This window comes from Lederbergia citri (assembly GCF_018343625.1).
Classification (GTDB): domain Bacteria; phylum Bacillota; class Bacilli; order Bacillales; family Bacillaceae_C; genus Lederbergia; species Lederbergia citri.
This window is the reverse complement of the sequence record NZ_JAGYPG010000004.1, coordinates 322912-334830: the sequence shown is the minus strand read 5'-3', so window position 1 is coordinate 334830 and position 11919 is coordinate 322912. Positions and strand designations below refer to the sequence as shown.

Below are 11919 nucleotides of genomic sequence, written 5' to 3'. Positions count from 1 at the left end.
TTACCGGCCTTTTTGAACATTCCCTTCACAGAATTTCGACTATGTCACTGCCGTTTTAGTCTTAGACACTATATAAAGATATAACAGGGCACCAAAGGGAATAGCGGTTATCGTTAAGCCTTTGCATGGTGTCTCACTAATAAATCGTTTATTCTTCATGAAAAAACTACTGGAAACATAATGAATTGCCTGCCTAAATTTAAAAGACAGACTGGCAAAAGGAAGCTTCATTAATTCTTTTCGATAAAAAGCAAAGCCTCTTGGATTTTTTCGATATTGATGAAACATATTTAAGGATGAACCATCTTGCAAATACTCAACATTGCATAGTACCTCATTCATTAGCAGCATTTCATACTCTTGATCCAACATGAAATATTTATACGCCAAGCCTACATATTTCTCGTTTTCAAAAAGAGGATACGGATATTTTTTCGTTAATTCTGTTCTGTAAACTAGTTTTTTATCACCCGTTACCCCATGAAGATTGTAGAGATCAAACAATGTTGAACTTTTAACATTATTAGGTAATTTGGTTCCGATTATTTCATTATCTAGATTTGCGTCCAGTCCGATAATTCCACTTACTTTCTCATTGCCGTATTTCTCCCAAAAGTCTTTAATTTTTTCAACAGCATCATCAGGCATATAATCATCAGAATCAATGCATACATTTAGTTCTGTATCGATAACTTCGTATGCGGTATTATGCGCTCCATGCATTCCTTTATTTTCTTGCGAAACATAGCGGATATCGATTTTATTTTCTTTCATCCAGCCTTCAACTAATTCCTTCGTGTTGTCCGTAGAACCATCATCAATAATAAGCCAACAAAAGTCATTGCTAGTTTGCCGCAATAAACTTACATAACAGTTCACTAAACAATATGAACGATTATACGTTGGAGTAAAAATCGTTAGTAATTTCTTCATTTAATTCATCCTCGACACTTAAGTAAAAATTCTCTATCTTTTTTGCAGTAGTCCGAATATCAAAACCCTTTTCTGTAAAGAAATCAGAGTTTTGAATTCTTAGCATTTTTTTAGATAATGCATTATTTATTTTCTCAATCCACGATTCAATATTCTCCAGAGGAGCATATTCGATCAGGTTCAATCCAATATCGACCTCTTTAGAAATCCGATCTGAGATTATACAAGGTAATCCAGAACCTTGAGCTTCAATCAATGAAACGGGCAACCCCTCATGTATGGAAGGAAAGACAAATAAGTCAATGCCTTGAAGAATACGTTCAATATCATGGCGGACTCCTAAAAATTTCACTTTTTCTACTAATTGTAAATCACGTACCTTTTTTTCAATCACACTTCGTAATTCTCCATTACCAATAAGAAATAATGTGGCATTTTCATGTACTTTATGAAATTCTGTAAATAAATCAATTAAGAACGAATGATTTTTTTGATGGTTAAACCTTCCTACATGGCCAAGTACGAGAGTGTTTTCTTTAATATTTAATTCTTCTCTTACTTGTTGTCTAGTATCCTTTGAAAATCTAAACCTATCGTACTCAATTCCATTTTTTAAAATTATAGAGCTGCTTGATTTTTTATTAAATAACCATTTGGCCGCATCACGGGAACAAGCAAAAAAAGTGGTACTACTTGGAATAATATAATTTCCGACTAACCACTTATACGTTCTTGCAGCGACGCCGCCTTCACTTTTCGTATTATGACTATGCGAGATTCTGACTGGAATCCCTGCTTTTTTCGCTTCACGCAGGACAATTCCACTCATCTTATCTAGATGAGAATGAATAATCTTGTAACGAGAGTTGGTAGAAAAAAACTGCCTTAAACCGTGTATATAATTAAAATGTCCTACATCCGAAATATACGGAATTCTATGGATTTTCCCACCCATTTTCATAATTTCATTATCAAAATCACCAGGCTTACACGTTAAAAAGTCAAACTGAACGTTTGCCCGATTCATATTCCGATATAAATTCATAATGAGTGTTTCGGCTCCACCTCGATTCATATTGACTGCAACATGCAACACTCTTAATGGACCGCCCACTGAACTTCCTCCATCTCATCCATCACTTTTTTGTACATGATCTTTTTCTCTTCCAACACCTTGTTTAAGCTATATTTTGCTAATATGATTTTTCGACTTTGTGATCCGAAATACATGCGAAGGGCTTTATTTTGTGCTAGTTGAATGACCCTATTAGCAATTATTGTTTTATCATTTTCAACGATCCACCCATTTGCATTATGGGAGATTAGTTCTCTGTGACCTCGATTATCAACCGCAATAATTGGCAAACCGCAAGCCATTGCTTCCATAACATTAACGGGTAGGCCTTCTCTCATACTTGAAGCTACTGCAGTGTCACTCATTTTTATAAGCAAATCAATATCTTCTCGTTGTCCTAAAAAGTCAACTGAGTGTTCTACATCCAATTTTTTAGAAAGCTGTATACATTTATCCAATAAGGGACCATCTCCCGCAAAAACGAATTTCATATTTGGAAGATGTTTTTTTATAAGTGGTATTGCTTCAATTAGAAGTTGCTGGTTCTTATTTTTATTAAATTCAGCCGCGTAAAACAATAAAAAAGCATCATTTTCATAATGATACTTTGCTCTTAAAACTAATTTATGGAATTCCATCACGGGAGCAAACCGCTCCGTATCAACACCAACTCCGTGAATATGTTCTATACGCTTCGCTTTAAAATGTTTCGTCGCAAGTGCAAAATCCTCTTCATTTATCGTTAATAAACAATCGGTAAAATACGCAAGTGTTTTTTCAATCGGATAATAGACAAGCCAATTGATAAGCGGAGCTCCCTTGCAAAAATGAAACCCATGTGCCGTATAGATGACTTTTGTTCCGTTTTTTCTTGCTTTTATTGCAGCTAATCTCGTTAACACTCCCCCCATCGGTGTATGGCAATGGATCATATTATACTCGTTTAGATTGATGATTTTTTTCAAATCCTTGTATGCTTCAATGTTTTTTATATTGAAAGGTGATCTTTGAATAGCAATATTATATTTCTTGTCTACATAAGGGATCTCTAAAGTCCCCAACGCTGCAACATGTACTTCCCAACCTTGTTCCTTAAACCACTTTAAGTAAGGAATATGAAAAGATGTGAAATGCTCATCAATCGTTGCACAAAATAAAACCTTTTTCATAGCGATCACCCAATTAATTGTCGATCGAGTACAGAAGTTAAATAATCAAGAAGATCTTTTCTTAAATCCTCTCTTTGTAAGGCAAACTCAATGGTTGTTTGGATGAAGCCCATTTTTTCTCCAACATCATATCTGGTTCCTTCAAAATCATAGGCAAAGACTGCTTCATAATGATTCAGCTCAGCAATGGCATCCGTCAACTGGATTTCTCCACCTGCTCCAGGTTTTTGATCGGCTAATATTTCAAAAACTCTCGGATTCAGGATGTACCTCCCCATGATGGCTAAGTTTGAAGGAGCTTCCTCTTCGATTGGTTTTTCTACTAAGTTATTAACACTATAAAAACGGTCGCCAATCATATTTCCATCTACGATGCCGTATCTTGACACTTCGTTTTCAGGAACGGATTGAACTCCTAAAATGGAGGCATTATATCTTTCATATTGTTCAATCATTTGCTTTAGACAAGGCTTATCTGCTTGAACAATATCATCTCCAAGCAACACAGCAAACGGTTCATTTCCAATAAATTTTCGGGCACACCAGATGGCATGACCTAACCCTTTCGGTTCCTTTTGACGAATATAATGAATGTCGACCAATTGGGAAGACTTTTGAACCTCATTTAGTAAATCGAATTTTCCTTTTTCGTATAAATTTTGCTCCAGTTCAAAGGAATGGTCGAAATGATCTTCAATCGCCCGCTTCCCTTTACCTGTCACTATGATAATATCCTCAATTCCTGACTCGATTGCTTCTTCAATAATATATTGAATCGTTGGTTTATCAACAATTGGCAGCATTTCCTTCGGCATCGCCTTTGTAGCAGGCAAAAACCTTGTTCCTAACCCTGCTGCAGGGATGATTGCTTTTCTAACTTTCATATACGTCTCACTCCTTATCCTGAAACTTGCATCATTGGCTGTGGTATCAATCTTACTTTTCTATTTGCCAAGCCTATTAATGTCTTTCTCAACATGTCGCTCTCCATTGCAGTATACGTTTCTATTATTTCTTCAATTTCTTCCAAATAAAGCTTTGCTTCTTTTCCGATATAAATATTTGGATGTACTTGCTTATCAATGATTTCTTCATCTTTTAATAATTCCTCATAAAGCTTTTCTCCAGGTCTAATTCCTGTGAATTCAATCCCAATTTCATCAACAGAATGCCCTGATAGCTTTATTAAATTCGTAGCTAAGTCAATAATTTTTACTGGCTCTCCCATATCTAAAACAAAAATTTCTCCACCTTTAGCAAGCGCCCCAGCCTGTATAACTAGTCTTGAAGCTTCCGGAATGGTCATAAAATAGCGAACCATTTCTTTATGGGTAACCGTAACGGGACCGCCTTTTTCAATTTGCTTTTTAAAAATAGGAATAACACTTCCTCGGCTTCCTAACACATTACCAAACCTTACAGCTACAAATTTCGTTTTACTCTTTCCATTCATATTTTGAATAATCATCTCAGCCAATCGTTTTGTCGCTCCCATAACGCTCGTTGGATTTACCGCTTTATCCGAGGAAATCATGACAAATGTCGTTACTCCATGCCAACTTGCAGCCTCTGCAACATTTTTAGTACCAATAATATTATTTTTTACTGCTTCCTCTGGGTTGCGTTCCATTAATGGAACATGTTTATGTGCTGCAGCATGGTAAACAACATCAGGCTTATACTTACTCATGACGATCATCATTTTATTTGCATCTTGTGTATCAGCGATTTCAGTTAAAAATTCAATAGGCAAATGGCCAAATTTATCCTTTAACTCCAATTCAATTGAGTAAATGCTATTTTCTCCATGCCCTAATAGCACTAATTTTTGTGGGTTAAACTTTGAAATTTGTCGGCAAATTTCTGAACCTATCGATCCTCCAGCCCCTGTAACGAGCACCACCTTATTCGTTATATATTCTGAAATACTATCAATATCCAATTCTATTGGTTCCCTTCCTAAAAGATCCTCGACTTGGACATCACGAAATTCGTTTACGGCTACTTTTCCTGTTATTAAATCTTCAAGGAGAGGAAGGATTTGAGTTTTAGCCTTCGTTTTAGCACATTCCAAAAAAATGGTGTTTAATTTTTTCCTCGATAAAGATGGTATGGAGATGATGATAAGATCTATCTTTAAATCTTTAACCGCTTTTTCAATTTGATTGATCCCACCGAATACTGGAATACCAAATATATCCAGTTTATGCTTCTTATTGTCATCATCAATAAAAGCAACGGGCAATAGTTCTGCATCCTTACTTATTAGTAATTGTCTTGCTACCATCGTTCCAGCTGAGCCCGCTCCAATAATTAATGTTCTACTCCTATCATCTGTCTTGTTTAAATAACGATCGCGATACATTCTCCAACAAAATCTAGACCCACCTATTAAAAGCAAATGTAGAAGCCAAGTAACAACTAATAATCTTAAATAAATTTCATTCATGACCACCTTTTGTACAATGGCAGCGACGAAAATCGTCAACGTAACGACTTTAAAAATAATGATTAACTCCCCGATGCTCGCATATTCCCAAGCTTTTTTATACACCTTAAAAATAAAAGAAAAAATATGATGACTAAAAACAATAGATAAGCAGATAAAGATAACTGGCAACTGAAATACATCAAGACTTGCATTCACTAAAAAACGGCTGATAAAAATAGCCGTCAACACAATAAAAGAATCAACGATAATGAATAAAGATAGTCTTTGTCGATAAGTCATAAAAACCCGCCTTTAATTTATAATATTAAAATATTAAAGATGCTAATGATGGGGTCTTTTTTGTAAAACCACATCATTAACATCTTTAATGAATTGGGGCATCTAACCCCTCCTCACACCACACCAACGACGACTTGCGTCTAAGGCAGTGAACCCACAGCATGATCGAGTGCCTCCGTTGATATTGGTTAGGAGACATTACCATTTTTACTCAATAAAATCGCACTATAGTTCTTAATAAAGAACACTTTTGCAAAAAAATCTACCTCTTATTATTTAAAATAACTCCTACAATTTTGGCCCTAGCATATTCTAATACTTTTTTCGTTTCTACTGCACTGTCGATATTCGTTTTATTTTGCTTAACTACCAAAACAACACCATCACAAATATTTGCAATAATTTTTGTATCCGTAACTTCAAGTATGGGGGTTGAATCAATAAGAATAATGTCATAAATGGATTTAACTTTTTCCAATAATTGATGCATTTGTTGGGATGCCAACAACTCTACAGGGTTGGAAGGCATTCTTCCACTAGTTAAAATGTCCAATCTTTCAATCGAGGAAGAATAAATTGCATCTTCTAGAGGTGTTGTACCTGTAAGAACATCCGTTAGTCCATAGGCATTAGATGTTTTGAATATGTTGTGGATATTAGGGTTTCTTAAATTCCCATCAATCAGAAGAACTTTTTCTTGCTGCTGAGCCATCGATATAGCTAGATTAGCTGCTGTAGTCGATTTTCCTTCTAGTTTACCCGGAGACGTAATAAGAAGTGTTTTGTTTTTTTTATCATTGTTGAGAAAAAATAGATTAGTTCGTATCGTACGGTATTGTTCAGAAATAATGGAATCTGGATTGGCAAATGTAATTAAATTTCTTTTTTTATTGGAGATGATTCGCTTTTTCTTATTAAAAACCAATTGACCCACCTCTGAATCCGGATTCGTTATTATTCTTTCTTTTCCGTATATTCTTATTATTCATGGAGGATACACTTCCTAATACTTGAATGCCCAATATCATTTCAATATCACTTTCAGACTTAATGCTATCATCTAGGGAATCAATGAGAAAAAGTAATCCAATTCCTAAAACCATCCCGAATACCATCGCTGCAAGTATTATCTTATTTGGGTTACTACCATTTATTGGTGATGGATTCTCCGTTGCCTCTGATAATATTCGAATATCTTCTTTATCTTCTTTGAATTTAAGTATACGTGGGATTTTTTCAGAAAAGACTTTAGCAGTCGCATTTGCAATCTCAACAGCTCTTTTAGAATCTGTATCTGTAACACTAATTCTCACTACTTGTGACTCATCAATGTTATACACACTAATTTGCCCTGCCAGTGAAGCAGGTGATTTTTTTAAACTAAGCTCTTTGATCACACTTTCTAAAACAATCGTGTCTTTAATAATGACTTGTAGAGTTTTCCTATATACTGGGTCTGCTTCAATAATGATATTTGTTGAAGCTTCATACAATGGATCCGTTTTATGGAGGCTGATATAATACCAACCTGCAATCGTCGTTAAAAAAGTAATGACAAAAACGATCCAAATCCTTTTGATGATGACGCTATATAAATGTTTCAAATTAATTTCTTTTGCTATCCCTTTTCCTTGATTCATAAAACCACCTTAAATGGATGACGTATTGATTCTTAATAAAGAACAAGCTAAGTAAAAAAAAACAAAAATTACATATGTGATTCGATTAAATATATAATAGTTCTTTATAAAGAACAAGTCAATAGCCTTTTTATATTATTTTAATCGGAAATGACTAAACAAAGAAGTATAAGAAAAATGTTTCCGTTGATACTATCCAAGAATTATAATATTCTTTTTTTACAAAAAAAGAACGGGGCTGTTTTAATGAAAAAGAAGAAAAACTCTCTTATTAACGAAGAGCAAATTAGGATTACTTCAAACTTAAACAATCTTAAAGCTGGAGATTCAGTCAATGAACACCGAATGTTCGAAAGAGGAAATATTATTCAGGCTGAAGAGGAAATTAAACAGCAAAACGATAATTTATGAAGGCAAAAGTGCAATTTCCTTGCTCTTGTGAGAGGTGTCTGTAACTCCGGATAATGTTGGTTAAATGGAAAACGGCTTGGAAATTTCCAAGCCGTTTTTTCTAGTTAATTGCCCTATTTGTTAATTTTACAAGCAATCGCCCTATTAGCAGAGGAAAAAGATAACTAAATTTTATGGATAATGCATCTTTGATTGTAGGAGTAATGATAAACTTTTTTCTGTCGATATTCCGAATAAATCCTTGTCCTACTTTTTCAGGTGAAGCTTTAAAATCTTTCGGAATTGGGAGCGGTGAAGAAGACTTCGTATCAGTCAGAGGCGGATGCATGATATGAAATGTAATTCCACTATCTCTATACTCTAAGTTTAAGCATCTTGCTAATGATTCTATTGCCCCTTTACTAGACGCATAGGAACTTAAATTAGTATATCCAGTAACTCCAACTCCTGAACTAGTAAAAATGATCTTACCACGTTTTTGGTCTTTCATAATTGGCATAACTGCTTTAGTAATATTTATTCCCCCGTAAAAATTCACATCCAAAACTTTATTAAAATCTTCTCTACTATGTTCCTCGAAGTTTTTAAACAAACATAGGCATGCATTATGTATAGCATAATCTATACTTTGAAACTGACGATTTGTTTCATTTACTGCCATTTTTACCGATTCCAAATCTGTAATATCACATTTAAAGGTTAAAAGTTTTCCTGGATGGGATTCCTTTAATTTTTCAACGTTTTCACAATTTAAATCAAGAACACAAGCGTAATTCCCTTTTTTCAGCCATTCCTTAACCATAGACAAACCAATACCATTATTTCCTCCGGTAATTAATAGTGTTTTCATAGTTTCCTCCATCATCAACTTTTCTCTTATTAAAATTTATTCCTTCCTATTGAAAAATTGATATTTTAAAAACAAAAAAATGCATCTATTTAAACGAATTTTCCACATTCATTTATGAGATCTATTGTTAAGCGATATAGTACATAAATACAATCATTGATATTTTTCTATCAAATATACTTTCCAATACAATAAGGGATTTTCTTTCCTAACTAAAAGAGCACTAATTCACAATCAAACTCGGACAACTTTTCCAAATTTAATAGTTTAAAAGTTTTCAATTTATAATTTACATACATCAAAAAATAAGGCTTTACCGAATATCTCGATAAAACCTTATGCATTCCCTTTCTTAATAAGACTTTGATTCGCTTTCGATGTCCTTAGTTCAACCGTCAATGATCTTCCTTTTGTATATGCCTTTATCAATAAAGGAGCTCCCGTTGTATTCTGAAATCTAAAATCTTTTCCTCCATAAGATACCGTAGCATCCCGACCTTTCGCTATATATCCAACATTAACGGAATGGTGATGCAATTCAACATAGGATACCGGTAGCTGATCCACTGCATTATATAAAGTAGTAGAAGTTTGGCAAATTCCGCCTCCAATTCCTTCAACTAACTTGCCGTTTAACGCCTCCATTGCTTTTTGATATCCATGCTCCGCATCGCTTGGTCCAACGGTTGTATTAAAAGAAAAATAATCATTTACGCCTACAATAACATTATTAATAGCGTTTGTTGAAAGTTCTATATTTATATTCCGTCCATCTGGGCTGCCTCCAAAGTATGTTGTGAATGAAGCAACGACCACCTCATCCAACTGGGAGGCTTCTTCCTTTTTATACCCGCTCTCAGTTACATCTAGAGGAAGTTCTACCCTACCACCTTCTGCAAAAGCCTCCACCACTTTATCGACTAATTCCTCTTCCTCCAAAATTACTCTTGGACTGCCTTTAACGATTTTCCCATCATTTCCAACTCGATCAGGTACCATTCTTTGATCGTAACCTTTTGTCGTATCTGTTCCTCTTGCAACTTTCCTCGCCCAGTTTTGAATCTCCTGTTTATACGTATCTTCATTTTCTTTTAGATCTTTAAGAATATAATTAAATGTTTTAATGACTTCATTCGTATTCGGATCGACGACTTCAATATCGATTGGCTTAAGTTCTTCTGCTTTCCGTCTTTCTTCCTCTTTGCGCAGTTCCTCTTCTCTTTTCCTTTCCTCTTCTAATTTTTTCTGTTCTTTCTCATACAATGCTTTTTGTTTTTCTAATTCAGCTATTTTCTCATTCAGCTCTTTTTGTTTTGCGGCTTGAACGGAACATCCGGTCAACCCTAATAAACTACTTACCAATATAACAGTAAGCACCCCTCTGCTCATCCCCACTTTTTTATCCCTACTTTTCATATGTTTTTATCGTTTCATTCACATTTTCCACTCTATTCAACTGGGCTTATCTATATTCTCTAATCATTGAATTTAGGCAAGAGTGGTAAAAAATAAAACGAGTCGCGATGTTTTCCCTCTAAAATTATGATTCTATATGAAACCATGATTTCCTTGATTAATATATGCAATAAACAAATAATTCGTTCGACGGTTTTTTTCGGCATACTTTTTATGGATTCTTTTTTACATCCTCTAACATATTTGACGTAAAAACATACACTTTGGATGCAAATAATTTTTTCATCTTGTTTTAAATCTGGACTTATACTTCAATTTCATTTTCAGAATGTATTACTTGATGTGTTGAAGGACATTCCGCTGTTTACAAGCGCTGTTTGAACTCGTTGCACAAAAATTTAAAGGAAATAAAATCAGAGTAGCGAATATAACTAGTTAACATATTGGTTAGGGGTGCACTATGCATGGAAGCAGTGATTGTGAATCAAAGTATAACATTTACATTGTTTGGCTTTTCCAAACTTCATGATCAAAACAAAGCGTATAGTGATACGATGTTCGAATTGCTGAATAAGGTTTGGGAGGAAGTCAGACAGAAAAAACTCTATCATAAGGGTATTAACCATGTTGTATATGATGCGGATCACCTGATATTTGCTGGTATTGAATTGAATACTCCCCCTCCAGAAGATTCATCATTAGAAAAAAAGATTGTACATTTGGATAAATATGCCTATTGTAAGCACATCGGACCGTATAGTGAATTGGATAAAACCTATGGAAAAATTAAATCATTAATTGAAACTTACGGGGAGCATCATCAGCCACCGTCAATGGAAATTTACGGCCATTGGAATGAAGATGAATCGAAGCTTGAGACCGAGATTATTTTTAATATTAAATAAATCCCTTGCCATATTAAAACCCGATTTTCTTAAATTAGAGAATTGGGTTTTAGTATTTAACAAACAGATTATCAATAACAAGATTTATCTTTTTTCTATTAAATTAGAATAATAACTTTTTAACCAAAGTTTAAAGTCTGCTCCGTCCTGTCTTTCTTAGAAAACAATTGACAACTTTGTGAACAAATTGAATAATAAATATGAAGGGGGCAATAAAATGAAGGATCATATAAAATTACTAAATGCTGTAAAATATGTTGGTTATACAGTACTCACAATTGGAATTATTATTTTCTTATACGGATTTTTTGTAAGCGATCACAGCACGATTACAAGTATTGGAATTGGCACAGTGATGGGTGCAATTTTTATCTTTTTAATGGGTATTTTTTTCGTAGCAACAGAGGAATTGCAGGAAAAAACAGCTAAAGGAGTTAGGATTATTCCTACTAAGGAAAAGACTTTGTGAACAAAAAGGGGCGCCTTCATAGGCGCCCCTTCAGAATTTACATATCCCAAATCAAAATGAGTAATGTCCCGAAAATCGTAACGAGGGCGATCGCAAATCCATAAAAAAGATTCGTATAAATTGATCCTTTATCTCCTGTTTCGCCTGCATGCATAAATACAACGAGTTGAACGGCTGCCTGCACAAAAGCGGTGACTAAAAGAATGGTCATAGCTACTGCAAATGATAGATCAAAGAAATACACAGATAGTGCAACAGCAGTAAGGACTAAAGAAAAGGCAAACCCCATTACTTGCTTCCTTGGAAATAATTCGCTCATA

The 11919-nt window shown here is 34.4% G+C and carries 13 protein-coding genes; 3 read left to right on the top strand and 10 right to left on the bottom strand.

The genetic code is table 11. The features are described 5' to 3' along the window. Positions 1–39 precede the first annotated feature (39 nt). The 7 genes from KHA97_RS21195 to KHA97_RS21165 all read right to left on the bottom strand — a co-directional run bounded on the left by KHA97_RS21195 (position 40) and on the right by KHA97_RS21165 (position 7548). The gene (locus tag KHA97_RS21195) at positions 40–933 is read right to left on the bottom strand and encodes a glycosyltransferase family 2 protein (protein WP_213126784.1); all 894 of its coding nucleotides are present in this window, start codon (positions 931–933) and stop codon (positions 40–42) included. Then, entirely contained in the window at positions 896–2047 is a 1152-nt protein-coding gene (locus tag KHA97_RS21190) for a glycosyltransferase family 1 protein (protein ID WP_213126783.1), read from the bottom strand. The genes KHA97_RS21195 and KHA97_RS21190 overlap by 38 nt, the downstream gene beginning before the upstream one ends. After that, positions 2032–3183 carry a glycosyltransferase family 4 protein gene (locus KHA97_RS21185; RefSeq protein ID WP_213126884.1) on the bottom strand — a complete coding sequence of 384 codons (1152 nt, stop codon included), beginning with the start codon at positions 3181–3183 and terminating at the stop codon, positions 2032–2034. Before KHA97_RS21185 ends, KHA97_RS21190 begins: the two co-directional genes overlap by 16 nt. Next, positions 3183–4061, bottom strand: a complete 879-nt coding sequence (gene galU, locus KHA97_RS21180; RefSeq protein WP_213126782.1) for a UTP--glucose-1-phosphate uridylyltransferase GalU — start codon at positions 4059–4061, stop codon at positions 3183–3185. Before galU ends, KHA97_RS21185 begins: the two co-directional genes overlap by 1 nt. A gap of 14 nt (positions 4062–4075) precedes the next feature. After that, positions 4076–5908, bottom strand: coding sequence for a polysaccharide biosynthesis protein (locus tag KHA97_RS21175; RefSeq protein ID WP_213126781.1), 1833 nt, complete (start codon positions 5906–5908; stop codon positions 4076–4078). 262 nt (positions 5909–6170) lie between these two features. Next, positions 6171–6833: a CpsD/CapB family tyrosine-protein kinase gene (locus KHA97_RS21170; RefSeq protein WP_213126780.1), complete on the bottom strand. Its 663-nt coding sequence runs from the start codon at positions 6831–6833 to the stop codon at positions 6171–6173. Next, a complete protein-coding gene (locus KHA97_RS21165) occupies positions 6823–7548 on the bottom strand; it encodes a YveK family protein (protein ID WP_213126779.1) in 726 nt (241 codons plus the stop codon). Before KHA97_RS21165 ends, KHA97_RS21170 begins: the two co-directional genes overlap by 11 nt. 246 nt (positions 7549–7794) lie before the next feature. Here KHA97_RS21165 and KHA97_RS21160 point away from each other — a divergent pair, with 246 nt between their 5' ends. Further along, entirely contained in the window at positions 7795–7959 is a 165-nt protein-coding gene (locus KHA97_RS21160) for a hypothetical protein (RefSeq protein WP_213126894.1), read from the top strand. Between the two features lie 100 nt (positions 7960–8059). On the opposite strand, the gene KHA97_RS21155 is transcribed toward KHA97_RS21160, so the two are convergent. Together KHA97_RS21155 and KHA97_RS21150 are read right to left on the bottom strand one after the other, a co-directional pair. After that, complete coding sequence (locus tag KHA97_RS21155) at positions 8060–8809, bottom strand: SDR family NAD(P)-dependent oxidoreductase (protein WP_213126778.1); 750 nt, start codon at positions 8807–8809, stop codon at positions 8060–8062. Positions 8810–9145: 336 nt separating this feature from the next. Then, positions 9146–10225 (bottom strand): VanW family protein, encoded by a 1080-nt coding sequence (locus tag KHA97_RS21150; RefSeq protein ID WP_213126777.1) that lies wholly within the window; start codon positions 10223–10225, stop codon positions 9146–9148. A gap of 464 nt (positions 10226–10689) precedes the next feature. Here KHA97_RS21150 and KHA97_RS21145 point away from each other — a divergent pair, with 464 nt between their 5' ends. Both KHA97_RS21145 and KHA97_RS21140 read left to right on the top strand, forming a co-directional pair. Then, complete coding sequence (locus tag KHA97_RS21145) at positions 10690–11130, top strand: GyrI-like domain-containing protein (RefSeq protein ID WP_213126776.1); 441 nt, start codon at positions 10690–10692, stop codon at positions 11128–11130. 217 nt (positions 11131–11347) lie between these two features. Continuing rightward, positions 11348–11599: a hypothetical protein gene (locus KHA97_RS21140; protein ID WP_213126775.1), complete on the top strand. Its 252-nt coding sequence runs from the start codon at positions 11348–11350 to the stop codon at positions 11597–11599. 37 nt (positions 11600–11636) lie between these two features. Here the strand turns inward: KHA97_RS21140 and qoxD are convergent, their stop codons facing one another. Further along, positions 11637–11918: a cytochrome aa3 quinol oxidase subunit IV gene (gene qoxD / locus KHA97_RS21135; RefSeq protein ID WP_213126774.1), complete on the bottom strand. Its 282-nt coding sequence runs from the start codon at positions 11916–11918 to the stop codon at positions 11637–11639. Position 11919 lies beyond the last annotated feature (1 nt).

What these genes read in the sequence shown, in the direction of transcription:
- KHA97_RS21140 (WP_213126775.1), top strand. Translation starts at nt 11,348, where the DNA reads ATGAAGGATCATATAAAATTACTAAATGCTGTAAAATATGTTGGTTAT.
- KHA97_RS21145 (WP_213126776.1), top strand. Translation starts at nt 10,690, where the DNA reads ATGGAAGCAGTGATTGTGAATCAAAGTATAACATTTACATTGTTTGGC.
- qoxD (WP_213126774.1), bottom strand. Translation starts at nt 11,918, where the DNA reads ATGAGCGAATTATTTCCAAGGAAGCAAGTAATGGGGTTTGCCTTTTCT.
- KHA97_RS21175 (WP_213126781.1), bottom strand. Translation starts at nt 5,908, where the DNA reads ATGACTTATCGACAAAGACTATCTTTATTCATTATCGTTGATTCTTTT.
- KHA97_RS21165 (WP_213126779.1), bottom strand. Translation starts at nt 7,548, where the DNA reads ATGAATCAAGGAAAAGGGATAGCAAAAGAAATTAATTTGAAACATTTA.
- KHA97_RS21155 (WP_213126778.1), bottom strand. Translation starts at nt 8,809, where the DNA reads ATGAAAACACTATTAATTACCGGAGGAAATAATGGTATTGGTTTGTCT.
- galU (WP_213126782.1), bottom strand. Translation starts at nt 4,061, where the DNA reads ATGAAAGTTAGAAAAGCAATCATCCCTGCAGCAGGGTTAGGAACAAGG.
- KHA97_RS21160 (WP_213126894.1), top strand. Translation starts at nt 7,795, where the DNA reads ATGAAAAAGAAGAAAAACTCTCTTATTAACGAAGAGCAAATTAGGATT.
- KHA97_RS21150 (WP_213126777.1), bottom strand. Translation starts at nt 10,225, where the DNA reads ATGAAAAGTAGGGATAAAAAAGTGGGGATGAGCAGAGGGGTGCTTACT.
- KHA97_RS21195 (WP_213126784.1), bottom strand. Translation starts at nt 933, where the DNA reads ATGAAGAAATTACTAACGATTTTTACTCCAACGTATAATCGTTCATAT.